The 22,618-nt window shown below is 70.0% G+C and carries 23 protein-coding genes; 2 read left to right on the top strand and 21 right to left on the bottom strand.

Annotated elements, in window-relative coordinates; all coding sequences use genetic code 11:
- Positions 1-134: 134 nt before the first annotated feature.
- The 4 genes from ACTIE9_RS02750 to ACTIE9_RS02735 are packed head-to-tail and all read right to left on the bottom strand — an operon-like array spanning position 135 to position 3,326.
- A complete protein-coding gene (locus ACTIE9_RS02750; protein WP_439564040.1) occupies positions 135-551 on the bottom strand; it encodes a type II toxin-antitoxin system VapC family toxin in 417 nt (138 codons plus the stop codon).
- Positions 548-784, bottom strand: a complete 237-nt coding sequence (locus ACTIE9_RS02745) for a type II toxin-antitoxin system Phd/YefM family antitoxin (RefSeq protein ID WP_439564039.1) — start codon at positions 782-784, stop codon at positions 548-550. The genes ACTIE9_RS02750 and ACTIE9_RS02745 overlap by 4 nt, the downstream gene beginning before the upstream one ends.
- Before the next feature lie 56 nt (positions 785-840).
- Complete coding sequence (locus tag ACTIE9_RS02740; RefSeq protein WP_439564038.1) at positions 841-1,824, bottom strand: DUF2804 domain-containing protein; 984 nt, start codon at positions 1,822-1,824, stop codon at positions 841-843.
- A gap of 29 nt (positions 1,825-1,853) precedes the next feature.
- Positions 1,854-3,326, bottom strand: a complete 1,473-nt coding sequence (locus tag ACTIE9_RS02735) for a malate:quinone oxidoreductase (protein WP_439564037.1) — start codon at positions 3,324-3,326, stop codon at positions 1,854-1,856.
- A 57-nt stretch (positions 3,327-3,383) separates the two neighbouring features.
- On the opposite strand from ACTIE9_RS02735, the gene ACTIE9_RS02730 reads away from it, so the two are divergent.
- A complete protein-coding gene (locus tag ACTIE9_RS02730; protein WP_439564036.1) occupies positions 3,384-4,151 on the top strand; it encodes a sulfite exporter TauE/SafE family protein in 768 nt (255 codons plus the stop codon).
- Here the strand turns inward: ACTIE9_RS02730 and ACTIE9_RS02725 are convergent.
- From ACTIE9_RS02725 to ACTIE9_RS02665, 13 genes are all read right to left on the bottom strand, one after another.
- Positions 4,148-4,897 carry a TSUP family transporter gene (locus ACTIE9_RS02725; protein ID WP_439564035.1) on the bottom strand — a complete coding sequence of 250 codons (750 nt, stop codon included), beginning with the start codon at positions 4,895-4,897 and terminating at the stop codon, positions 4,148-4,150. The genes ACTIE9_RS02730 and ACTIE9_RS02725 overlap by 4 nt on opposite strands.
- 117 nt (positions 4,898-5,014) lie before the next feature.
- Positions 5,015-6,019: an amidohydrolase family protein gene (locus tag ACTIE9_RS02720; protein WP_439564034.1), complete on the bottom strand. Its 1,005-nt coding sequence runs from the start codon at positions 6,017-6,019 to the stop codon at positions 5,015-5,017.
- Positions 6,016-6,861 (bottom strand): ABC transporter permease, encoded by an 846-nt coding sequence (locus ACTIE9_RS02715; RefSeq protein WP_439564033.1) that lies wholly within the window; start codon positions 6,859-6,861, stop codon positions 6,016-6,018. The genes ACTIE9_RS02720 and ACTIE9_RS02715 overlap by 4 nt, the downstream gene beginning before the upstream one ends.
- Entirely contained in the window at positions 6,858-7,718 is an 861-nt protein-coding gene (locus ACTIE9_RS02710) for an ABC transporter permease (protein ID WP_439564032.1), read from the bottom strand. Before ACTIE9_RS02710 ends, ACTIE9_RS02715 begins: the two co-directional genes overlap by 4 nt.
- Complete coding sequence (locus ACTIE9_RS02705; protein WP_439564031.1) at positions 7,715-8,482, bottom strand: ABC transporter ATP-binding protein; 768 nt, start codon at positions 8,480-8,482, stop codon at positions 7,715-7,717. The genes ACTIE9_RS02710 and ACTIE9_RS02705 overlap by 4 nt, the downstream gene beginning before the upstream one ends.
- Before the next feature lie 62 nt (positions 8,483-8,544).
- Positions 8,545-9,633 (bottom strand): ABC transporter substrate-binding protein, encoded by a 1,089-nt coding sequence (locus tag ACTIE9_RS02700; protein WP_439564030.1) that lies wholly within the window; start codon positions 9,631-9,633, stop codon positions 8,545-8,547.
- A 183-nt stretch (positions 9,634-9,816) separates the two neighbouring features.
- Complete coding sequence (locus ACTIE9_RS02695; RefSeq protein ID WP_439564029.1) at positions 9,817-10,770, bottom strand: MBL fold metallo-hydrolase; 954 nt, start codon at positions 10,768-10,770, stop codon at positions 9,817-9,819.
- 79 nt (positions 10,771-10,849) lie between these two features.
- Complete coding sequence (locus ACTIE9_RS02690) at positions 10,850-11,995, bottom strand: acetyl-CoA acetyltransferase (RefSeq protein ID WP_439564028.1); 1,146 nt, start codon at positions 11,993-11,995, stop codon at positions 10,850-10,852.
- The gene (locus ACTIE9_RS02685) at positions 11,992-12,417 is read right to left on the bottom strand and encodes a Zn-ribbon domain-containing OB-fold protein (RefSeq protein WP_439564027.1); all 426 of its coding nucleotides are present in this window, start codon (positions 12,415-12,417) and stop codon (positions 11,992-11,994) included. The genes ACTIE9_RS02690 and ACTIE9_RS02685 overlap by 4 nt, the downstream gene beginning before the upstream one ends.
- Before the next feature lie 2 nt (positions 12,418-12,419).
- On the bottom strand, positions 12,420-13,505 hold the full coding sequence (locus tag ACTIE9_RS02680) for a tartrate dehydrogenase (protein ID WP_439564026.1): 1,086 nt from the start codon (positions 13,503-13,505) through the stop codon (positions 12,420-12,422).
- Positions 13,502-14,473 (bottom strand): cyclase family protein, encoded by a 972-nt coding sequence (locus tag ACTIE9_RS02675; RefSeq protein ID WP_439564025.1) that lies wholly within the window; start codon positions 14,471-14,473, stop codon positions 13,502-13,504. Before ACTIE9_RS02675 ends, ACTIE9_RS02680 begins: the two co-directional genes overlap by 4 nt.
- 76 nt (positions 14,474-14,549) lie before the next feature.
- Positions 14,550-16,157, bottom strand: coding sequence for an ATP-dependent acyl-CoA ligase (locus ACTIE9_RS02670; RefSeq protein WP_439564024.1), 1,608 nt, complete (start codon positions 16,155-16,157; stop codon positions 14,550-14,552).
- 47 nt (positions 16,158-16,204) lie between these two features.
- Positions 16,205-17,896 (bottom strand): thiamine pyrophosphate-binding protein, encoded by a 1,692-nt coding sequence (locus ACTIE9_RS02665; protein WP_439564023.1) that lies wholly within the window; start codon positions 17,894-17,896, stop codon positions 16,205-16,207.
- 161 nt (positions 17,897-18,057) lie between these two features.
- Between ACTIE9_RS02665 and ACTIE9_RS02660 the strand changes: the two genes are divergently transcribed.
- The gene (locus ACTIE9_RS02660; protein WP_439564022.1) at positions 18,058-18,852 is read left to right on the top strand and encodes an IclR family transcriptional regulator; all 795 of its coding nucleotides are present in this window, start codon (positions 18,058-18,060) and stop codon (positions 18,850-18,852) included.
- Positions 18,853-18,877: 25 nt separating this feature from the next.
- Here the strand turns inward: ACTIE9_RS02660 and ACTIE9_RS02655 are convergent, their stop codons facing one another.
- Genes ACTIE9_RS02655 through ACTIE9_RS02640 form a run of 4 tightly spaced genes read right to left on the bottom strand, consistent with a single transcriptional unit; the run spans position 18,878 to position 22,566 of the window.
- A complete protein-coding gene (locus ACTIE9_RS02655) occupies positions 18,878-19,702 on the bottom strand; it encodes a polysaccharide deacetylase family protein (protein WP_439564021.1) in 825 nt (274 codons plus the stop codon).
- A complete protein-coding gene (locus tag ACTIE9_RS02650) occupies positions 19,699-20,700 on the bottom strand; it encodes an amidohydrolase family protein (RefSeq protein ID WP_439564020.1) in 1,002 nt (333 codons plus the stop codon). The genes ACTIE9_RS02655 and ACTIE9_RS02650 overlap by 4 nt, the downstream gene beginning before the upstream one ends.
- Positions 20,687-21,874 (bottom strand): CaiB/BaiF CoA transferase family protein, encoded by a 1,188-nt coding sequence (locus tag ACTIE9_RS02645; RefSeq protein ID WP_439564019.1) that lies wholly within the window; start codon positions 21,872-21,874, stop codon positions 20,687-20,689. The genes ACTIE9_RS02650 and ACTIE9_RS02645 overlap by 14 nt, the downstream gene beginning before the upstream one ends.
- Positions 21,871-22,566 (bottom strand): FadR/GntR family transcriptional regulator, encoded by a 696-nt coding sequence (locus ACTIE9_RS02640; RefSeq protein WP_439564018.1) that lies wholly within the window; start codon positions 22,564-22,566, stop codon positions 21,871-21,873. The genes ACTIE9_RS02645 and ACTIE9_RS02640 overlap by 4 nt, the downstream gene beginning before the upstream one ends.
- Positions 22,567-22,618: the final 52 nt, after the last annotated feature.

Raw genomic sequence — 22,618 nt, 5'->3', positions numbered from 1 at the left:
GGTGCGGCCATCGCGCTCGTGCGGGTCGGCGACCTCTCGCGCGTTCAGGTCGCCGTCGACAACGCCTTCGGCGAGCACGCCTTCGGCCAGCCCGACACGTTCGTCGTCACGGCCTCCGACGGGGCCGCGCGCAACTAGAGAGACTCGTCGATCTCGACGACGCGAACATCGAGCCGGTCGATGCCGGCGAAGTCGGACGGGTTCGCTGTGTACAGCGGCAGGTCGTGCGCGATCGCCGTCGCGGCGATCAGCGCATCGTAGGCGCGGGCCGCCGGCTTTCGACCGGAGGCACGAAGCCCGGCCGCGACCGCGCCGAACGCCCGCGCCGAGGCGGCGTCGAACGGGACGACCTCGAAGTCGCTTTCCGCCTGCTGGAGGTGGGCCTGGCGTGCCGCTCGCTCGCTGTCGCTCGTGGCGACCAGGGGGCCGACCGAGAGCTCGGCGAGCGTGATGGCGCTCACGACGCTGTCGTCAGGCAGCTGCGCCGGGTCACCCACGCGGCCGAGCAGGATGACCGTCGACGTATCGAGCAGGCCGCGCCGTGCGGTCACAGCGACGGGTCCAGAACGGTGTCGATGTCACGCTTCAGTGCGGCGGGATCGACGGCGGGCAGCAGCCGGCGACGAGCGATCAGCTCGGACGCGGGCGCGCTCCGACGACGCAGAGGCGCGAGCTCTGCCACGGGAGCACCGTCTCGCGTGACGACGAACGACTCGCCGCGCACGACGCGGTCGAGCACTTCTGCACCGTTGTTGCGCAGGTCACGCACCGTCACCGAGCTCATGACCGAAGTGTATCACCGGTGATACACGCGGAACCGGCGTATCCACACCCCCGCGGCTACCAGCGGTTCTGCGCCTGCTCGGCCCAGCCGGTGAGGCCGTCGACGTTGACGCGCGTGCCGCGGGAGTCGAGCATCCACCCGCTCCAGGTGCCCAGCGCCTGGTAGATGGTGCTGGCGACGACGACGGCGTTGGTGCGCTCGACCCGGCGATGCCACGGCGTGAGCGTCACGTCGACGCGCTCGCCGACGACGCGCCACGGCGACGCGGCATGGTCGAGGTCGTACTGCCAGGTGAGCTCTTCGTCGATGTAGTGCTGCACGCCGTCGACGAACACGGCGTTCTCGGTCGAGCCGGTGCCGTCGGTCCACTTCCCGCCGAGCTGCAGGCCGATGCGGCGGCCGTCGACGAGGCCCGAACCCGCGGCCCAGTTCCACGTCATGCGGTAGGGCCAGCGGCCGCGGCCGCGGTCGAGCACCGCCCAGCTGCCCTCGCCGACCGGGTAGTCGCGGCCGTCGACCGTGAGCGTGCCCGACACCGGCCGGGCCACGTCCTTCAGCGTGTACTGGAAGAGGCGGTCGCTCCACGGCACGACCACGCCGAGCGCGTCGCCGGCATCGGGGCTCGTCACGTCGATCGCGAAGCCCGGGGTCGCGCCGCGGATGCTCGTGGCCGAGCGCGCGGAGGTCATCCGCAGCTCGTTCCCGCGCCCCCACCGGGTGCTCGCCTCGAAGGGCGGCAGCGTGTCGGGGATGCTCGTGCCGCGCGCAAGCGGCACGAGGCCGCCGATCGTGCGATGCTCGCCGGTCGCCCGGTTCACGAGGTAGATCGAGGGCACGGCCGCGTAGTCGAGGCTCGAGACCGTGAGGCCCACGAACCAGTCGGGGGTCATGATGCCCCAGTACTCCCAGCGCTTCGTGCGGCCCCAGCCGCGCAGGGGCGAGCGGTGCAGGGGCGTGCGCGTGCGCCCGACCGCGGCCGGGTTGAGCCGGCCATTCGGCAGGCACAGGTCGACGGGCTCGGTGATCTCGCGCAACGGCATCGGTGCGGGCTCTCGGCGGTGCGTGGGGCTCAGCGCCCGATGGCGAGCGTCGCGGCCGTGCTCTCGAGCAGCTCGGCGGCGAGCGCCGGGTCGTCGGAGACGTGGCGGCCGTAGCTCGGCACCATGGCGCGCAGGCCGGGTTTCCACGCCTCGAGCTTCGCGGGGAAGCACCGCTCGATGAGGTCGATCATGATCGAGGGCGCGGTCGAGGCGCCGGGCGAGGCGCCCAGCAGGCCCGCGATCGATCCGTCAGCCGAGGCGACGACCTCGGTGCCGAACTGCAGCGTGCCGCCCTTGCCGGGCACGTTCTTGATGATCTGCACGCGCTGGCCGGCGGTCTGCTGGTACCAGTCGTCGCCGTCGGCGCCCGGGTAGAACTCGCGCAGGGCATCCAGCTTCTTCGATCGCGACGCCAGCAGCTCGCCCACCAGGTACTTCACGAGGTCGAAGTTCTTCAGCCCCACCTGCAGCATGGGCACGATGTTGTGCCAGCGGATCGAGCCGAACAGGTCGAACCACGACCCGGTCTTCAAGAACTTGGGGGTGAAGCCCGCGTAGGGGCCGAACAGCAGGCTCGCCTCGCCGTCGACGACGCGCGTGTCGAGGTGCGGCACCGACATGGGCGGCGCGCCGACCGATGCCTTGCCGTAGATCTTGGCGTGGTGCTTCGCGACGACGGCCGGGTTGTCGGTGCGCAGCCACTGACCGCTCACGGGGAACCCGCCGAAGCCGCGGATCTCCTTGATGCCGCTCTTCTGCAGCAGCGGCAGCGCGTGGCCACCGGCGCCGACGAAGACGAAGCGCGCGGTGACCTCGACCGGCGTCGTGCCGACCTCCTGCCGCATGCGCAGCTTCCACAGCCCGTCTTTCGTGCGCCGGATGCCCGTCACACTGTGCTCGACGTGCAGCGTCGCCCCGCTCTCGACGAGACCCTTCATCAGCAGCGTGGTGAGCGCTCCGAAGTCGACGTCGGTGCCCGCGGCCATGCGCGTCGCGGCGATCGGCTGCGCCTTGGCTCGGCCGGGGATGACGAGCGGCGCCCACTGGCGGATCACCGCGGCGTCATCGCTGTACTCCATGCCGGCGAACAGCGGGTGGTCCTTGAGCGCCTCGTAGCGCTTGCGCAGGTACTCGACGTTGCTCTCGCCCCAGACGAGGCTCATGTGCGGTGTCGCGGTGAGGAACGCGCTCGGCTCGGGCAGTAGGCCCTTGCCGACGAGGTACGACCAGAACTGGCGCGAGACCTGGAACTGCTCGTTGACCTTGACGGCGTTCGTGATCTCGATCGAGCCGTCGGGCCGCTCGGGCGTGTAGTTGAGCTCGCACAGGGCGGCGTGGCCCGTGCCCGCGTTGTTCCAGGGGTTCGAGCTCTCGAGGGCGACGTCGCTCAGGCGCTCGTAGATGCGGATGTCCCACTCCGGCTCGAGTTCGCGCAGCATCGTGCCGAGGGTGGCGCTCATGATGCCGCCGCCGATGAGGACGACGTCGATGGGTTCAGTCACCCGACCAGTTTAGTCTCGCTCAACAGGGCTTCGCCGCGGCCCGACTAGGCTGGCCCGGTGATTCTGCCCCTTCTTGCGATCGGAGCAATCGGGGGCCTGTTCTCCGGTCTCTTCGGAGTGGGCGGCGGGTTCATCATGGTGCCGCTCATGATGGCCTGGCTGCGATTCGACCAGCGCCGAGCATCCGCCACCTCGCTGCTCGCGATCATCGCCCCCGCCTCGCTGAGCGCCGCGCTGTACGGCGTGAACGGCGAGATCGACGTGCTCGCGGCGGCGATCATCGCGGTGGGAGCGATCGCCGGCACTCCCCTCGGGGCCTTTGTGCTGCGGCGCATCTCGCTGGTCTGGCTCAAGTGGCTGTTCATCGCCGCGCTCGTGGCGACCGCCCTGCGCCTCGTGCTCGTCGCCCCCGAGCGCGACGGAGCACTCGACTACAACGTCGTGACGGTGCTGGGTCTCATCGCGCTCGGCGTGCTCATGGGCATCATCGCCGGGCTGCTCGGCGTCGGGGGCGGGGTCATCGCGGTTCCCGTGCTCATCGCGCTCTTCGGCATGGGCGACCTGCTCGCCAAGGGCACCTCGCTGCTGGCGATGATCCCGGGAGCGATGGCCGGCACGGTCGCGAACCTGCGTGGCGGCCTCGTGGAGTGGCGCCACGCGGTGCCGATGGGGCTCGCGGCCGCCGCGATGTCGCTCGTCGGCGTCTGGCTCGCGTTCCTCATCCCCGCCCAGATCTCGGCATGGCTCTTCGCGGCGCTGCTCGTCGGCGTGATCGTGCAGATGGCGATGCGGCCGGTGCCGCCCCGCGACGGCCCCGCGCGCTAGGCCGCGAGGAGGCCGGCGACGCCGTCGATGATGGCCAGAATGCCCCCGAGATACGAGATGACGATGACGCTCAGGCGGGCCACCCGCACGCTCACCCAGCGGGCGATGAGCTCGCCGAGCGCGAGACCGACGACCGTGCTCGCGATGATGAGCACCCACAGCCACCAGTCGTAGTCGGGCAGGCCCGTCTCGTTGAGCACCACCTTCGTCACGAACGAGGTGACGCCGATGAGCACGAAGATCGGCTGGATCGTCGCGGCGAACGATCGCTGCTCCCACCGTGTGAGCACCGCGTAGACGCTCATGCCCGGCCCGCCGACGCCGGCGGTGGCGCTCATGAAGCCGGATGCCGTGCCCGAGATCAGGGCGGCGGGCACCTGCGCGACGCGCCGATCGAAGTGGTTCATGAGCAGCGAGGTGGTGAGGGCGACGACGAGGATACCGCCGACGATGATCTGCAGCACGGGCCCTCCGAGGCGCACCGAGAGCAGAGCACCGGGAACGATGGCCAGCACCGCGGGCACGGCGAGCATCCAGAACTGCCGCCAGTCGATCGAGCGCCAGACGCGGCTAATGACCATCGAGGCCGAGATCGCGCCGCAGAGGTTGACGAGCAGCACGCCCTCGAACGGCCCGATCAGCAGCACGAGCACGGGAGCGACGACGAGTGCGAACCCCATGCCCGAGACGCGCTGCGCCATGGCGCCGAGCATGACCGCGAGAGCGATGACGACAGCGAGCAGCACGGGGTTCCTTCCGAAGACGGGGGTCGGCGCACGCGCGTGCGACGACCCTCGGTGAGGTCGAGCACCACCCGCTCGACCTCACCGATACACGATCGGCGACAGGGCCGATCGAGGTCGTTACCCGCCGGGTCGCCGGGTCAGCAGCTCGCGCGGGTTGTCATCGAGCGCCTTGCGCACCGCCTCGGGCCGGTCGGCGAGGGCGCGCCGTAGCGAGCCCGCCGGGTCGGCGTCCGCCATATCGAACGGATAGTCGCTGCCGAGCACGAGCCGGTCGTCTCCGACGCGGTCGTGCAAGAACCGCAGCGAGAGGTCGTCGTGCGTGAGCGAATCGAACCAGAACCGGTGCAGCAGGCTCGAGGGCGCGACATCCAGGTGCACGCGAGACTCGGGCCGCACCGACCAGCCGTGATCGAACCGGCCGATCTGGTACGGCAGGAACCCGCCGCCGTGCAGCAGGGCCACCCGCAGCGCGGTGTTGCGCGAGAGCACGCCCTGGAAGAGCAGCGAGGCCGCCGCGATCGTCGAGTCGGTCGGGTTGCCCACGAAGTTGTGAATGAAGTGGTCGTGCATGCGATCCATGCCTGCGACATCCGCACCCGGGTGCAGCACCACGGCCAGCCCGCTGGCATCGATCGCCTGCCAGATCGAGGCGTACTGCGCATCGCCCAGATTGTTGCCGGCGACGTTCGTGCCGAGCTCGAGGCCGACCACCTCGTCGATCGCGATGAGGCGCTGCAGCTCGTCGAGTGCGGCCTGCTCGCTCTGCATGGGCAGGTGCCCCAGAACGACGAACCGATCGGGATGCTGGCGCGCCATCGCGATCATGGCGTCGTTGTGCAGGTGCGCGGCCGCCGCGGCGGCCTGGTCGTCGAGCCGGTACATGAAGTGCGGCGGCGGAACACTGAGGGCCTGCAGATCGATGCCCGCGGCATCCATGTCGGCCAGCCGCGCCTCGACCTCGAACATGCCCGCCGGGATGGGCCCGCTCACGCGGCCGCCCGGGTACTCGAGCCACCACGAGCCGTCGCGCCGCACGAGCGTCGGGGCCGCCGTCGGCACCTCGGCACCGAGCGCGGTGATGAAGTCGCTCGGCACCGTGTGCGCGTGGATGTCGATGGTCATGCCTTCTCCAGGTCGGGGCGGGTGATGGCCACATCGCGCCAGAACACGACCTTCTTCTCGATGTACCAGATGGTCAGGTACACCGTCAGGCCGATGATCAGGAAGATGAAGATGATCACCCAGTAGGCGGCGGTGTCGTAGCCGCCCCGGTACCGCAGCATGAGGTACCCGAGGCCGCCCGTCGAGCCGATGAACTCCGACACGATGGCGCCGATGATGGCCGTCGTGGCGCCGAGCTGCAGGCCGCCGAAGATCACGGGGAGCGCCGTGGGGATGCGCACCTTGGTCATGATCTGCCACTTGCTGGCGCGCAGCGACCGCATGAGGTTGATCGCGTTGGGCTCGGCGAGGCCGAGGCCCGACAGGGTCGTGATGAACACCGCGTAGAAGCACGCGATCGCGGCCTGCAGGATCTTGCCTTCGATGCCGAAGCCGATCCAGGCGATGATGATCGGCGCGATGATGACGGTCGGGATGGCTTCGAGCGCCGAGAGGAAGGGCAGGTAGGCGCCGCGCAGCCGGTTCGAGGCGCTCAGCAGCAGGCCGAGGCCGAATCCCACGAGCCCGCCGAGCAGGAAGCCGCCCGCGATCTCGATGAGGGTGCGCATGACCTGGTCGCCGAAGCCCATCGCGCCGATGACGCGCGGGATCGCGGCCCACACCGACTCGGGGGTCGGCAGCAGGATGGGCGAGACCGACTTCGTCACGGTCGTGGCCAGCCACCAGACGAGCAGGAGCATCGGGAGGATGGCCGCGGTCACGATGTAGGGCGAGAAGCGCTTGCGCTTCGACTTGGGGGACTGTGCGATGGCGATCTGCGCCATCTGCTCGGTGCGCGTCATCGTTTTGCCGCCCGGTTCTCTTCGGACCAGAACACCACGCGGCGCTCGATGACGTCGGCGATCGAGACGAGCACGACCGCGAGGATGACGACGACGAAGACGACGGCGTAGGTGAGGGACATGTTTAGCTGGGAGGCGAACTCTTTCGCGAGTTTGCCCAGACCGCCGTCGGAGGCGGAGAGGATCTCGGCGACTAGCACACCCGTGAAGGCGAGCAGCAACGAGTGCTTGACGCCGACCATGATGAGCGGGATCGCCGAGGGCAGCTGCAGCTTCGTGAAGACCTGCCAGCGGCTGGCCTTGAGCGACTGCATGAGCTTGAACTCATTTGCCGCCGGGAGGGCGAGGCCGACCATCGTGTCGATCCAGACGGGGAAGAAGCAGATGATCACGGCGAGCGCGATCTTGCTCTCGGGCCCGAACCCGAGCCACCCGATGAGCAGCGGCGCGAGCACGACCTTCGGCAGCGCCTGCACGGCGATGGCGTAGGGCGTGATCGCCTGGCGGATGAAGGGGTTGGTGCCGAGCACGACCCCCATCACGAAGCCGAAGACGCACCCGATGACCCAGGCGACGGCCACGGCGTACATGGTCTTGCCGAGGTCCTCCCACCAGTAGCCGCCGGCGACGAGCTGGAAGAAGCCCGCGACGGTGTCGGTGAAGGTCGGGAACAGGACGCGGTTGATGATGCCCGTCTGCGGGATGATCTCCCACAGGATGAGCATGATCGCGATCGTCGTGATCGTGATCCAGGCGTAGCCTTCGCGCACGCGCTGCCACCAGGAGCGCGGGTCGACCTCACGGGCCGGCTTCTTCTTCGCCGGAGCCGGTGCCGGCGCGGAGGCCGTCGCCGTCACTGGAGCTCCAGCATGCGACGGGCCTCGGCGACGAGCTTGATGAAGTCGTTCGTCGTCTGCAGGTCGGGCGTGCGCGGGCGGTCGAAGGGCACCTCGAGGATGCCGACCAGACGACCGGGGCGCGCGCTCATCACGGCGACACGGTCAGACATGAAGACCGCCTCGGTGATGTTGTGGGTCACGAGCACGGCGGTGCTCTGCGAGTAGGCCTGCAGGCGCAGCAGCTCCTGGTTCATGGCTTCGCGCGTGAACTCGTCGAGCGCGCCGAACGGCTCGTCGAGGAGGAGGAGCTTGGGGTCGTGCAGCAGCACACGGCACAGGGCCGCTCGCTGCTGCATGCCGCCGGAGAGCTGCCAGGGGTACGAGTCTTGGAACTCGCGGATGCCCACCATCTCGAGCAGCTCTTGGGCCTTGGGGATGAACTGCTTCTTGTTCTCGCCGAAGATCTCGACGGGAAGCAGCACGTTCTGCAGCGTCGTGCGCCACGGGAACATCACGGCCTGCTGGAACATCATGCCGATCTTGCGGCTGGGCTCGGTCAGGGGCTCGCCGCCGAAAGTGATCGTTCCCTCAGTCGCCGTGAGAAGGCCGCCCATGATGTTGAGGGCGGTCGACTTGCCACAGCCACTCGGGCCCAGGAGGGAGAGGAACTCCCCCTCCTGGACCTCGAGGTTCAGTCCACTCAGGGCGACCATCTCTTTGTCACCGGATCCGAATCGCTTCGTGATCCCTTCGGCTTTCACCAGCGGTGCGGTCTGAGTCATGGTCGTCATGGTGTCGTGTTTTCTTTCAGTTCTCGTCGTTGAGGAGTGAAGAGGAGTGCTGCCTACTGGTTCTGGAACTCGTAGGCCGCAGCGTCGGCCTCGACCCGCGCACGATCGAAGTCGTTCGCGTAGTCGATGTAGTCGCTGTTGAGCACGTCAGCCGCGTTGACCGAGATGTAGTCGGCCGAGGTCGACTGGATCAGGTCGAGGAACGCCTGCGTGCCCTCGACGTCGTGCTGACCGATGCGGTTGATGTCGGCCGGCGGCACCTGCTCGAGCGAGAGCTCGAAGCGCAGGTCGCCCTGCGAGATGCCATCGGCGTTCTGCTCGAAGACCGCGGGGATCGCGCCCTTCATCAGGTCGCGGCAGGCCTCGGTGTTCTGCAGGCAGAAGTAGATGCCCATCGCGGTGCCGCGCGCGAACGCCTCGAAGGCGTCCGACTTCTCGGCCACCCGCGCGGGGGTCGAGATGATGCCGCGCGCCGGGAAGGTGTTGTAGATCGACGGGGTGAGGTCGTTGAGCGTGACGCCCGCCGTCTGCACCGCGAAGATGTCGTTGTACGCGGTGGAGTACGCGTCGACCGAGCCGTTCTCGAGGGCCGCGAGGGTCTCGGGGCCGCCGTCGCCGATCGGGATGAAGGTCACCTCAGTCAGCGGGTCGATGCCCGCGTCGCGCAGCGCGGCCTCGAGGAAGGCCACCTCGCCACCACCCGGCTCGGAGATGCCGATGTTGGCACCGCGCAGGCCGGCGATGTCGGTGATGCCGCCGTCCTCCGGAACGAAGATGCCAAAGATGGCGCCGCTCGAGTACGTGAACACGTTCACGACCTCGAGGCCGACGAGCGCGGCCTCGCCGAAGGCCGGAGCCGAGGGGTTGCCCGCGTCGAGGTTGCCGGCGATGACCTGCTCCATGACGTCGCCCGAGCCGCCGGTCGCGACGAACTCGACGTCGAGGCCCAGCTCGTCGTAGTAGCCCAGGGTGTCGGCGGCGAGCCAGCCCCACCACTCGGCCGTGTAGGTGTCTTCCGACGCCATGCCCATGGTGAGCGACAGGCGCTCTTCCTCACCGGGCTCGGTGGCGGGCGCCGTGCACGCCGTCAGCGTGAGGGCGCCGATCGCGGCGATGGCCGCGAAGGTCAGCTGCTTCTTCATGCTCGAATCTCCTTTGGTTCGGTGCATTGGGGTGGTGCGGGGTAGGTCGGTGGTGCCGTGCGGCCGGTCGCGAGACCGGGTACGCGCGTCGTACTGGTAAATGTGACACCCCGGTGGGGCAATGTCAAGACACTGTCTTATTTTTTGGGTACTGGTGTCGAATCGTGATGAACGGGCGGATGCTCACGCCGCGGCCGGAGCCTCGATGACGAGCTCGGCGCCCGCCGTCATGAGCGCGAACGCCTCGGGCAGAGCCTCGGCGACCGCGCGCTGGGCGCGGAATCCGCTGCAGTGCATCGGGGCGATGAGCTGCAGGCCTCGCTCGGCGAGGCCGGCCACGGTCTGGTCGATCTTCTGCTGGGTGATGCCCGCGTGGCCGAGGTGGAAGCCTCCGAGCACGCCGTGGAGGGCATCCACCCCCGTCAGCTTCTGTGCGTGATCGAGCGAGCTGAGCACGCCCGAATGGCCGCAGGGATCGAGCACGACCAGACCGACACCCGTGACGTTGATGATGAGCGTCAGGTAGTCGTCGATCGGGTCGGGATGCACGTGGCCGTCGCGGATGCTCATGCGGCCGGCCGGCACCTCGTGCTCGAAATCGACCGAGATGGGAATCTCGCCGCTCGTCATGATGCCCGGCGCGATGTCGAGCGGCTCGCGCACGGCCACGATCGCCGCACCCGCGTCTTCCAGCTCGCGCTGCGTGAGCCCGCGGTTGAAGTACTGGATCATCATGTCGGGCCGCCGGATCGAGCGCGGATGGAAGGCCGAGGGGTGAACCACGAGCGGCACGCGGCGCCCCATCGCCTCGAGGGCCGCGTAGATGCCGCCGAAATGGTCGGGATGCCCGTGGCTCAGCACGACCTGGTCGATCTCGTCCCAGTCGACGCCGAGCACGCGCGCGTTGTGGATGATCGGGATGCCGCTCATGCCGGCGTCGAACAGGATCGTCGTCGTTCGCCCGGCCGTCTCGGCCTTCAGCAGGAACGAGATGCCGTTCTCGGCGAGCGGCGTGCCGCGGCGCGGCAGGAAGTGCTCGGGCATGCCCTGACGGCGGATCGTGGCCGTGTTGGGCATGAGCATGTCGATGTAGTTGTCGACGAGCACGGTGATCGTGAGGCGGTCGCACGACTGCATGGGCTGCGCTGCTCTCTGTTCATTCGGCGGAGGGTTCATTCGGCGGAGGGTTCGTTCGGCGGTAGGTCGGTGGTGCGGATCAGGGTTCGGGGTGCGTGGAGAGGATGGCCGTGGCGTGGGCCGCGAGCGTCAGGCCCATGCCGTGCACGAGGGAGAGCCGGGCATCCGGCACCTGCCGTCGGCCGGCATCGCCGCGCAGCTGCTGCACCGCCTCGATGATGAGGAACATGCCGAGCATGCCGGGATGCACCTGGGCGAGGCCCGCGCCGTTCGTGTTGAGCGCGAGCGAGCCGCCCGGGGCGAGATTGCCGTTCTCGACGAAGGCCCCGCCCTCGCCCTTGGCGCAGAACCCCAGGTCTTCGAGCAGCACGAGCAGGCTAATCGTGAAGGCGTCGTAGACGTGCGCGGTGTCGAGCTGGTCGAGGGTCACCCCGGCCATCTGCAGGGCGCGCTGGGCGCTGCGCGCGGCCTCGGTCGACGTCAGGTCGGGCATCTGGCTGACGTTGCGGTGGTTGACCGCCTCGCCCGAGCCCAGCAGGTAGACGGGGTTGTCGCGCAGGTCGCGCGCGCGCTCGGCCGACACCATGACGACCGCGGCGCCGCCGTCGGTCACCAGGCAGCAGTCGAGCTTGTGCAGCGGGCTCGCGATGACGCCCGAGCTCAGCACCTCGTCGACCGTCAACGGCGTCGGGTACGGCGCCGTGTCGGTCAGCAGGGCCCACTCGCGGGCCGAGACCGCGTACTGCGCGAGCTGCTCGCTCGTCGTGCCGTACTGCGCCATGTGCCGCTGCGCGACCATGCCGAAGGCGCCGATCGGGTGGATGAGGCCGTACGGCTGCTCGTAGGGCGAGCTCTCGGCCATGCTCACGAGCTTGCCGGCGTCGCTGCGCTGCGTGCTGCCGTAGGCGATCACGGCGACCTCGCACAGTCCGGCCTGGATCGCGGCCGCGGCGTGCCCGAGCTGCGCGATGAACGAGCAGCCGCCGAGCGCGGTCGAATCCATGTGCCGCGGGTGGATCCCGAGGTATTCCGCGAGCGTGAGGGTCGGGAAGGCGTAGTACGACGAGGCCGTGAAGAGCCCGTCGACGTCGGCGAGGCTCAGCCCCGCGTCGGCGAGCGCACGGGTCACCGCGACGCTCATGAGGCCGACGGGCGACTTCCCCTCCGTGCGGAACGTGTCGACCTGAGCGGCGCCCACGATGGCGCTCGTACCGCGGATGCTCATGAGGTCTCCTCCCCCGCCGCCGGCCGGAACCGCAGAAGCGTCAACTCGGGTTCGACGTCGTCGAACACGGCCTCGACGCGCATGCCGATGCGCGCGACGTCGGGCGCGCTGTCGACGAGGTTCGCGACGACGCGCACGCCCTCGTCGAGATCGACGAGCACGAGCGTGATCGGCAGCTCGGGCTGGAAGAAGGGGTGGGATGCGCGGTGCTGAACCGTGAACGAGTACACGGCGCCCCGCCCGGCGGAGCGCTCGAGGTCGAGCGACTCGCTCTGGCAGTGCGAGCACACGGTGCGCAACGGGAAGACCGCGTGCGAGCATCCCGTGCAGCGCTGAAAGACCAGCTCGTGCTCGCGCAGGCGGTCGAACCAGACCTTCTCCTCGCCGCGCGCGACGATCGGCGGGCGTGCGACATCAGCCATGGTCATCCCTCCAGCTCGCTGCGCAGGGCGGCGAGCACCGCCTCGGTCACCTCGGCCGTCGTGGCCGTGCCGCCGAGGTCGGCGGTGCGCACGTCGGTCTCGCCGAGCACGCGGTGAACCGCGCGCATGATGACATCATGCGCCTCGGGCCGGCCGAGGTGGTCGAGCATCATGGCCGCCGACCAGATCTGGCCGATGGGGTTGGCGATGCCGCGACCGGCGATGTCGGGCGCCGATCCGTGCACGGGTTCGAACATCGACGGGTACTCGCCCGAGGGGTTGAGGTTCGCCGAGGGCGCCATGCCCATGCTGCCGACGATGACGGCCCCGATGTCGGTGAGGATATCGCCGAACAGGTTCGACCCGACCACCACATCGAGCTCGTGCGGGTGGCTGATGAAGCGCGCCGCGAGGGCGTCGACGTGCATGAGGCGACCCTCGATGTCGGGATGCTTCGCCATGACATCGCGGAACACCTCGTCCCAGAAGGTCATCGAGTGGATGATGCCGTTCGACTTCGTCGCCGAGACCACCTGCTTCTTCCGGTCTTTCGCGAGCGAGACGGCGAACTCGATGGCGCGCTCGGTGCCGCGGCGCGAGAAGATCGCCTCCTGCACGGCGAGCTCGTCGGGCGTGCCGGGGAAGACCCGGCCGCCGACCTCGCTGTACTCGCCCTCGCTGTTCTCGCGCACGACGAGGATGTCGATGCCGCGGCTCGTGTCGCGCAGCGGGCTCGGCACGCCGGGCAGCAGCCGCGCGGGGCGCAGGTTGATGTACTGCTGGAACGCGCGCCGGATCGGGATGAGCAGACCCCAGAGCGACAGGTGATCGGGCAGCGAGGGGTCGCCGACCGCGCCGAGCAGGATCGCGTCGTGCGCCCTGAGCCGCTCGATGCCGTCCTCCGGCATCATCGCACCGTGCTCGTGGTACCAGGCGCAGCTCCACGGGTACTCGGTCCACGTCACCGCGAAGCCCTGGTGCTCGGCCACGAGGTCGACGACCTGCAGGGCGGGCGGCATGACCTCGAGGCCGATGCCGTCCCCCGGCAGCACGGCGATCGAGAAATGGCCGGGCGCCCCGACCGTCACTTGATGGCCATGGGGTTGACGGGCGAACCGACCGCGCGCGTGAACGTCATGGGCGGAGCGCAGAAGAAGAAGTCGTACTGGCCGTCGGCGGCGCAGTCGTCGGCGAGCGCCTCGAGGTCGAAGATCTCGCCCACCCAGAGGCCCATGCCGACGATGAACACGCAGTGCAGCGGCTGGAAGACGTCGGGCGTCTCGTTCGGCAGCACTTCCATGCCCCAGGTGTCGACGGCGAGGCCGGCGATGTCGCGGCCATGGATGAACGGCACCGACTCGAGCCCGAGGCCCGGGGCGTTGCCGCCCGCGTAGTCGCCCCAGTTGCCCTTGCGCTCGCCCATCATGCCCGTGCGCACCATGAGGAAGTCGCCCGCGCCGACGGTGACGCCGTGCATCTTCTCGGCGGCCTCGAGGTCGGCGGCCGTGATGGCGTAGCCGGGCTCGAGCGCGGCAACGCCCTTGAGCCGCGCGATGTCGAGCAGCACGCCACGCCCGGCCATCTGGTCGGCGGCGAGGCCGACGGCGCCGACCTTGGCGCCCTTGCTCGTCACCTGGTCGGGCGTGAAGCCGTTGTACATGTGGCCGTCGAAGAAGATGTGCGCGAGGGCGTCCCACTGCGTCGACGACTGCAGCGCCATGATGATGAGGTCGTCGGTGCCGCGCAGGTGGCGGTCGCGACCGCCGTAGAACTCGTCGACCACGGTGCCCATGGCGATGTCGCCGCCGTCGCGGAACATCAGGTGGATGGGGTTGAAGCGCCCGCCGAATCCGCCGCTCACCTGCGGCCCGGTCGCATCCATCGGCAGGGCCATCGAGATGCGCTTGCCCGAGCGGATGCACGCGGCCGCGGCCGCGACGCGCTCGGGGGTCAGGTGGTTGAGCGTGCCCAGCTGGTCGTCGGTGCCCCAGCGCCCCCAGTTGGAGTACTGCTTCACGAGCTCGCGCACGGTCTCGACCGTCGGCGTCGTTGCCATCGTGTCCTTCTCTCTCTCGGCTTGTCTGATCTGGTCTGGTCGTCGGATGGGGGTGGATGCTGGTGGATGCTCGGCGCTAGCCGCGCGCGCCGGCCTTGGTCGAGCGCACTCCGCCGTCGAAGCGAGGGCCCGCGACGTAGTCGCCCGACCGCAGGCGATGCTTCTCGATCTTGGCGGTGGGGGTCTTCGGCAGCGCCTCGACGATCTCGACGAAGCGCGGCACCTTAAACGCGGCGAGGTTCTCGTCGCACCAGGCGATGATCGTCTCGGGGTCGACGGTCTGGCCCTCGCGCGGCACGACGAACACGCAGAGCTCTTCATCGGTCAGGTCGGAGGGCACTCCGATCACGGCCGACTCCTGCACGGTCGGGTGCGTGTTGACGACCATCTCGACCTCGAGCGACGACACGTTCTCACCGCGGCGACGCACGATGTCTTTCTTGCGATCCACGAAGTAGAAGTAGCCGTCCTCCGCCTGCCATGCGCTGTCGCCCGTGTAGAGCCAGCCGTCGCGCAGGGCTTCAGCGGTCTTCTCCGGGTCTTTGAAGTAGCCCAGCATCATCGCCGCGTTGCGAACGATGAGCTCTCCCACCTCTCCGCGAGGCACCTCGACGCCCTCGGCGTCGACGACCTTCACCTCGGTGGCGGGGTACGCGGGGTCGGGGTGCGACCGCGGGATCCCCATGGAATCGGGGTGGCGAGGCTCGTGCACGGGCTCGAGCAGGCCGTAGGTCGTCTCGCTCATGCCGAACCCCGAGATGCACGCGATGCCGAAGCGCTGCTCGATCTCGGTGCGCACCGCGTGCGGCAGAGCCGGAACCCCGTAGGCGACGCGCACGCGGTGGTCGCGGTCGTCGGGGCTCGGCTCCTTCTTCGACAGGATGACCGTCATCGCACCGATCATGTTGAACATTGTCACGCCGTGCTCGCGCACGTCGGGCCAGAACCGGCTGGCGCTGAACCGTGGGGCGAGCACGATGGCCCCCTCGGCCCCGATCGCGCCCATCGTCGAGTAGGCCTGCGAGTTGATGTGGAAGAGCGGGAGGCAGGCGTAGATGCGGTCGCCCCGATGGATGTCCATCCAGTGGGGGAAGGCCTGCCCGGTCATGACGTAGTTGTGGTGCGACTGCATGACCCCCTTGGGGCGGCCCGTCGTGCCCGAGGTGTAGATGAGCGAGATGAGGTCGTCGGGGTCGAGGTCGACGCTCGGCGCGCGACCGCCGAGCTGCGTCGCCCCCGCCACGAAGTCGTCGTAGCCGTCGGCCGGCCCGAGCGCGAGCGTCGAGTGCAGCCCGGGCGCGTTCTCCCCGATGCGCCCGAAGAGCTCGCCGTGCGCGGGATCGATGAGGGCGAACCGCGCCTCGGAGTGCTCGACGAGGTACTGCGCCTCGGCGAGCTTGAAGCCCGTGTTGATCGCCACGAGCACCGCGCCGATCTTGGCGAGGCCGAGCCACGCGTGCAGGAAGTGCGGGCTGTTGTCGGCCATGAACGCCACGCGGTCGCCCTTGCGCACGCCCATGTGGTGCCAGTACGCAGCGGCCGCATCGACGTGCGCGTTGAACTGCTCATACGACTGCTGCTCGCTCACGCCGTCCGCGCCCGCCCAGATCAGGTACGGCTCGGAGGCGTTGCGCTCCACGGCGTTCTCCAGGAACGCGCGGACCGTGAGGGAGTGGGGGGTCATGGATGTCCTTGTCGAGTGCGGGCCGTCAGTCAGCGCAGGGCCGTCGGTCAGTGCGGGGCTCGGGCGGCCGAGCCCTTGGGTGCGACCGCGTCGATGTCGGAGACCACGTCGATGAGCACGGGTCCGTCGATCTCGGCCGCGCGGGCCATCGCGGGCTCGAGCTCGCTCGGCTTCGTGACGCGGATGCCCGTGACGCCCAGGCTCTCGGCGACGGTCGCGAGGTTGACGTCGTTGAAGTGCCACAGCTCGTGGTGGCGCCCGGAGAGCGCGCCCCCGTAGGCCACCGTGTAGGGGTTGATCTCCTGGTTGAGCGAGCGGTTGTCGTTGACGACGATCGTGAGCGGCACGTTCCACCGGGCCGCGGTCTCGAGCTCGCTGAGGTGGTAGAACAGCCCGCCGTCGCCCGTGAAGACGACGACCTGGGCGTCGGGCCGCGCGATCTGCGCGCCGATGCCGGCGGGAAGACCCCAGCCGAGCGAGCCCGCCGCCCGCAGGAAGCCCTGCTGCGGCTTCGCCAGGTCGAGGTAGCCGGCCGTCCACATGCCGGCGTGCCCGGTGTCGGAGACCACGATGGCGTTGTCGGGCAGCAGCCAGCTGAGGTCGCTCGTCAGGCGCTCCGGTCGCAGCGGTGCGGCCTCCGAGCCGGTCAGGTCGGCGACGCTCTCGCGCCAGCGGGCGGTGAGCTCGGCGGCGCGCTCGCGCCACGGGCGGGTCTGCTCGGTGTCGACCGGGCCGAGCGCCTCGAGCAGCGCGATGAGCCCGAGCCGCGCATCCGCCACCACCGGCACGGTGTCGGGATAGTGGCGACCCAGCTCGGTCGGTTCGATGTCGAGGTGCACGACGCGGGTGCTCGTCGGAGGCACCTGCCAGGTGAGCGTCACCTGGCTGCCCGTCTGGCTGCCCACGTACATCACGAGGTCGGCCTCGAGCATGATCTGGTTGGCGCTCGCTCGGGCGTAAAGGCCCGGGATGCCGATCGACAGCGGGTGGTCGGCCGGCACGGTCTCCTTGCCGTTGAGCGAGGTCGCGATCGGCGCGCCGAGCCGGTCGGCGAGCGCGACGACCTCCTCCGAGGCACCCGAGGTGCGCACGCCGCCGCCGGAGAGAATGACGGGCCGGCGCGCGGCGCGCAGCGCGGCGGCCGCCGCGGCGATCGCCTCGGGGTCGGGAGCCACGCGGAGCGCGGGCGAACGTCGCACTCCCGGCGCCGGCACGGTCGCGTCGAACGACTGGTTCTCGATGATGTCGCCCGTGTGCCCGGCGAGCTCGAGGTGCGTCGGCCCGGGCTTGCCCGTGGTGGCGTCGCGGAAGGCCTGGTCGAGCTGGTCGGGCAGCCGCGTGACGTCGAACACCTGTCGGCTCGACTTCGTGACCGGCTTGAAGAGCGGGAAGTCCTCGATCTCCTGGTAGTAGTTGCGGCCGCGGCTCCACTCGTAGGGGCCGCCCGTGAGGGCGATGACCGGCGAGTTGCCGAGGTAGGCGTCGCGGAGGCCGGCGGCGAGGTTGGCGGCGCCGATGTTCTGCGCCATGCAGATTCCGGGCTTGCCGGTCGCGCGGGCGTAGCCGTCGGCCATGTAGGCGGCGGCCTTCTCGCCATGCGTGACGATGCGCTTGATCGCCGTCTCGTTCTCCATGGCGACGAGCGTCGCGCTGAGCGCCGTGGGAACGAGGAAGACGGCCTCAACGCCGTACGCGTCGAGCGCGCGGGAGAGGTATTCCGCGCCTGTCATGTTCGTCATGATGACTCCTTTGTCGTCACGACCTCGGAACCCGTGGCCGTGACGACCCTGAGACCCAGCTGGCCTGTGTCTTGTTTATCAAGACGTTGTCTTGTTATCTTCCCCGTCGACTCCGACCGTGTCAAGCCGAGCGACGCGCGAGTTTCAGTAGCATGACGACTATGGAGTCCTCCTCAGCCGCCGCCGGGCAGAAGTCGGGCATGCTCTCGCGCGCCATCACGCTGCTTGAGCTCGTCGCGACGCACGTCGACGGCATCGGCGTGCGCGAAGCGGCCCGGCGCACCGGGATCGACCGCAGCGCCGTGAGCCGCATCCTCACCCACTTCGAAGAGCTCGGCTACGTCGAGCAGGAGCGCGAGCGCGGTGTGTACGCCGCCGGGCCGCGGCTGTTCTCCATCGTCGCCGCCCTGCGCGAGCGCGACTCGCTCGCGAAGGCCGCAGAACCCCTGCTCAAGTCGCTCGTCGCCCGCTTCAACGAGACGTGCTACGCCGTCGCCCGCGTCGACGACACCCTCGTCTACCGCGCCAAAGTCGACTGCGACAACACGATCCGCTACGTGATCGAGATGGGAAAGGCGTTCCCGCTCGTGAGCGGGGCATCCGGCATGGCGATCCTCTCCGGGCTCACCCCCGCCGAGCGCGACCGCATCCTCGCGCAGCCGATCGTCGCCCACACCGACTCGAGCCTCACCGACCCTGACGCCGTGCGGGCCCAGATCGACGAAGACCTGCGGCTCGGGTACTCGTACAGCCCCGGGCGCTGGGTGCCCAACGGCGGCGGTGTCGCCGCACCGTTCTTCGACGCCGCCGGACGCTGCGCCGGGGCCCTCACGCTCAGCAGCCCCATGGACCGACTGCAGAAGCTCTCGATCGACGAGGTCGGCGCGGCCGTCCGCGACGCGGCCCGACGCATGAGCGAGCGGCTCGGCAACCTCGGCGAGCCCGCCACCTCGTAGAGGTCGCGCGGGCGGGTCGACTCGCTCAGTCGCCCGCGAAGTGGTCAGCCAGGTCGCCGCGCGTGGCGATCCAGAAGTCGAGTCGTCGCGCCTCGGCGATGATCTCGGTCAGGGCCTGCAGACCGGCGGGTCGGCAGCCCACGTGCGCGTGCAGCGTGACATCGATGTAGCCGAGCCGGCGGCCGGCCGCGAGCGTCGAGGCTTCGAACGCGAAGCTCGACACGAGCTCGCGCGTCGGCTGGCCGTAGCGCACCGTCATCGGCAGATCGTTGATCTCCATGCCGAAGGGCAACGCGACGATGCGGCCCTCGGGCGTCTCGCGCCAGTAGGGCAGATCGGCGTCGAACACGTCGCCGTGCCACTCGTAGCCTTCGGCGGCGAGCAACGCGCTCGTGCTCGCACTCGGCGTGCAGCGCGGGCTGATCCAGCCGCGCGGGCGCTGCCCGCTCACGGTCGTGATCGCCGCGGAGCAGCGGGCGATCTCGGCGCGCTCCTCCTCGGGCCCGATGAGGGCCGGAACGCGGTTCTGCGCCCAGGAGTGCCCCGCGATCTCGTGACCGGCCTCCGCGATCGCGCGCACCGCATCCGGAGCCGTCTCGGTCAGGATGCCGCTCACGTAGAAGGTCGCCGCCAGCTGCTCCTTCTCGAGCAGCGCGAGGGCCGACCACACGCCCGTGCGCCAGCCGTAGTCGGCCCACGAGACCGCCTGGTGGTCGAGTGCCCCCGCCGGGAGCGGGTTGCCCATGGGGCCGAGGCCCGGGGCGACACCCGGATCCCACTGCTCGAACATGATCGAGATCGCGAGCGCGCCCGTGCGACCCTCGGGCCAGCGCTGCAGGGTCGAGGTCATGAGGGCTCCGTCGCGATCGAGGGTGAGGTGGGGGGAAGAAGGTCGTCGAGTCGGCTGAACAGGATCGCGTCGGCCTCGGCGGGCGCGAGCGCATCGCGCACGAGCCGCACCGGCCGCGCGAGATCGGTCGGGTCGACGAACGGGAAGTCGGTGCCGAACACGATGCGCCCCGCGGGCAGCACGTCGAGCGCGAGCCGCAGGGTGTGCGGCGAGCAATTGGCGGTCTCGAACAGCAGACGCTCGAGCGAGCTCGAGGCGTGATCCTCGGTGCCGAGCAGCTCGGATTCGAGCTTCCAGCGCCAGAGCAGCCGGTGCAGCAGGAAGGGCAGCGTGCCGCCGAGGTGGGGGATGACCCAGGTGAGTGCCGGGTGCTGATCGAGCAGGCCCGAGGCGAGCAGCCGCACCGCGGCGATCGTGTCGTCGAAGGGTGCTCCGATCGCCCACTCCATGCCGTGGTCGGCGAGCGCGCCCGGAGCGCAGAAGCCGTCGGGGTGCGTGATCACGAGGGCGGGCCGCTCCGCCATAGCCGCGTACACGGGCTGCCACTGCGCGGCATCGATCGGCACGGTGTCGATGTGGGTCGGGATGCTGTACCCGGCGAACCCCGGAAGCCCCCGCGCTCGGCGGGCCTCCGCCACCGCCTCCTCGACGTGCGGCAGGGGAAGCGAGGCGAGCAGGCCGAAGCGGTCGGGGTGGAGGTCGACGAGGGCCGCGCATCCATCGTTGAAGGCCGCGACCAGGCGCGACCGCGTGGCCGCGTCGGGGTGCCAGATGTTCAGCGAGGCGAAGCTCAGCAGCTGGCGTTCGATGCCGGCCGCGTCCATGAGGCGCAGCCGCTCGTCGACCGCGCCGAGGAAGGTCGGCACGGCGGTGATGATGCGGTGCTGCAGGAAGGCGCGCGCGACCTCGCCGGCGCGACCCTCCTCGGCCGCAACCTCGCGCACGACGGCGACGTACTCGGGCGGGTAGTAGTGGGCGTGCACATCATGCGCGCGCATCGGGGGCCTCCTCGTCGAGCCAGGCCCGCACGGCCGCGCCGTGCTGGCCGAGGGTGGGCGGTGCTGCGTGCTCGCGCCGCGTCTGCTCGCCGCCCGCGAAGTCGAAGAAGCGCAGGGGCGGGCCCGGGAGCTCGATCGTTCCGAGGGTGGGGTGCTCGACCTCGACGACGAGACCCTGCGACCGCGTCTGCGGCCAGGCGTACACCTCGTCGATCGAGCGCACGACGCCGGCGGGGATCCCGGCGGCGGCGAGCTGCACGAGCAGGGCGGCGCTCGCACGGTCGGCGAAGGCCCGCTCGATCGTCGCGATGAGCTCTGCCCGATGCGCGACCCGTGCGCTGTTGGTCGCGAAGTCGGGAGTATCCGGGTCGAGACCGATGACGGGGCAGAACGCCCTCCAGAGGGTCTCGCTGCCCACGGCGAGCTGGATAGCCCCGTCGGCCGTGGCGAACAGGCCGTAGGGCGCGACCGAGGGGTGGTGGTTGCCCTGCGCTCGCCCGACCTCGCCCGCGACGGTGTAGCGCGTGCCCTGGAAGGCATGCACACCGACGATCGCCGCGAGCAGGCTGGTGCGCACGACCTGGCCCCGGCCGGTCGTGGCGCGCTCGTGCAGCGCGGCGAGCACGCCGTAGGCGCCGTACATTCCCGCGAGCAGGTCGCCGATCGGCACGCCCACCCGCTGCACATCGTCGGGGCCCGAGCCGGTGAGCGACATGAGGCCGGCTTCGCCCTGCGCGATCTGGTCGTAACCGGCGCGCCCGCCCTCGGGCCCGTCGTGGCCGAAGCCCGAGATCGCGAGCACGACGAGCCACGGGTTCAGCACCTGCAGCGCGGCCGGGTCGAGCCCGAGGCGGTCGAGCACCCCGGGTCGGAAGTTCTCGATGAGCACGTCGGCCCGCCGCAGCATCGCGCGCAGGGTCTCGAGGTCGTCGGGGTCTTTCAGGTCGAGCTCGATCGACTGCTTGTTGCGGTTGGCCGAGAGGAAGTAGGTGCTCTCGCGCGCATCGGCCGGCCCGACGAAGGGCGGCCCCCAGCCGCGCGTGTCGTCGCCCGTGCCCGGCGTCTCGACCTTGATGACGCGCGCGCCGAGGTCGCCGAGCATCATCGCGGCGTGCGGGCCGGCGAGCGCCCGGCTCAGATCGACGACGAGCAGGTCAGCGAGCGGGCCCGTCACGCCCCGGCCTCCTCGGCGTGCGCGATCACGGCGCGGGATGCCCGCTCGAGGTCGCCCGCGTCGATCGCGTAGACCAGCTCGCGGTGCACCGCGAGCCGGTGCGCGCGGTAGGCCTCGGCCTGGTCGGGGCGCTCGGCATCGCTCACGGCGCGGTCGGCGTGCTCGCCGATGACCTGCATCATCGTGAGGTAGATGGCCCGCAGCATCTCGTTGGGCGTGATGGCGGCGATCTCCTCGTGCAGCGCCCACACCGCGCGAACGAAGGCGTCGTGCTCGCCGAGGGCGCGGTCGAGGCGCGCCAGTTGCGCGCGGAGCCGTCGCACCTGGGCGGCCGTGCGCGATCGTGCCGCGTCGGCGACCAGCAGCGGTTCGAGCGACTCGCGGATGGCGATCGCATCGGCGAGCGTCGTGGCTTCGCCGTGCACGCTGATGAGCGTGTGGCGCAGGCGCACGACCGGTCCGGTGCGCGCGACGAACACGCCGCCGCCGCGCCCCGGGCGGATCTCGACGACACCGCGATCGACGAGCAGCCGCAGCGCTTCGCTCACGGAGGCGCGCGCGAAGCCCGAGCTCGCCCGCCAGCTCTCGATGGTGCCGATCGGGTCGCCCGCCTGCAGCTTCTGCTCGACGATCGTGCGCTCGATCGTCGCGGCGAGCGATTGCGCGCGCGTCGCGGGAGCCTCGATGACCATGTCCGCACGCTAACAGCCCGCGCGCTCGATCGCTAGACAAACCTGCTAAACG

The organism is Microcella sp. (assembly GCF_051860105.1).
In the GTDB taxonomy this organism is placed as follows: Bacteria; Actinomycetota; Actinomycetes; order Actinomycetales; family Microbacteriaceae; genus Microcella.
The sequence above is the reverse complement of the archived record's forward strand: the minus strand, read 5'-3'. Positions and strand labels throughout refer to the sequence as shown.

Coding starts and splice junctions, on each gene's coding strand:
- ACTIE9_RS02640 (WP_439564018.1), bottom strand. CDS start 22,566: ATGGTCATCGAGGCTCCCGCGACGCGCGCGCAATCGCTCGCCGCGACG.
- ACTIE9_RS02660 (WP_439564022.1), top strand. CDS start 18,058: ATGGAGTCCTCCTCAGCCGCCGCCGGGCAGAAGTCGGGCATGCTCTCG.
- ACTIE9_RS02650 (WP_439564020.1), bottom strand. CDS start 20,700: ATGCGCGCGCATGATGTGCACGCCCACTACTACCCGCCCGAGTACGTC.
- ACTIE9_RS02670 (WP_439564024.1), bottom strand. CDS start 16,157: ATGACCCCCCACTCCCTCACGGTCCGCGCGTTCCTGGAGAACGCCGTG.
- ACTIE9_RS02700 (WP_439564030.1), bottom strand. CDS start 9,633: ATGAAGAAGCAGCTGACCTTCGCGGCCATCGCCGCGATCGGCGCCCTC.
- ACTIE9_RS02675 (WP_439564025.1), bottom strand. CDS start 14,473: ATGGCAACGACGCCGACGGTCGAGACCGTGCGCGAGCTCGTGAAGCAG.
- ACTIE9_RS02695 (WP_439564029.1), bottom strand. CDS start 10,770: ATGCAGTCGTGCGACCGCCTCACGATCACCGTGCTCGTCGACAACTAC.
- ACTIE9_RS02720 (WP_439564034.1), bottom strand. CDS start 6,019: ATGACCATCGACATCCACGCGCACACGGTGCCGAGCGACTTCATCACC.
- ACTIE9_RS02665 (WP_439564023.1), bottom strand. CDS start 17,896: ATGACGAACATGACAGGCGCGGAATACCTCTCCCGCGCGCTCGACGCG.
- ACTIE9_RS02655 (WP_439564021.1), bottom strand. CDS start 19,702: ATGACCTCGACCCTGCAGCGCTGGCCCGAGGGTCGCACGGGCGCGCTC.
- ACTIE9_RS02745 (WP_439564039.1), bottom strand. CDS start 784: ATGAGCTCGGTGACGGTGCGTGACCTGCGCAACAACGGTGCAGAAGTG.
- ACTIE9_RS02705 (WP_439564031.1), bottom strand. CDS start 8,482: ATGACTCAGACCGCACCGCTGGTGAAAGCCGAAGGGATCACGAAGCGA.
- ACTIE9_RS02740 (WP_439564038.1), bottom strand. CDS start 1,824: ATGCCGTTGCGCGAGATCACCGAGCCCGTCGACCTGTGCCTGCCGAAT.
- ACTIE9_RS02715 (WP_439564033.1), bottom strand. CDS start 6,861: ATGACGCGCACCGAGCAGATGGCGCAGATCGCCATCGCACAGTCCCCC.
- ACTIE9_RS02690 (WP_439564028.1), bottom strand. CDS start 11,995: ATGAGCATCCGCGGTACGAGCGCCATCGTGGGCGCCGCTCAGGTCGAC.
- ACTIE9_RS02685 (WP_439564027.1), bottom strand. CDS start 12,417: ATGGCTGATGTCGCACGCCCGCCGATCGTCGCGCGCGGCGAGGAGAAG.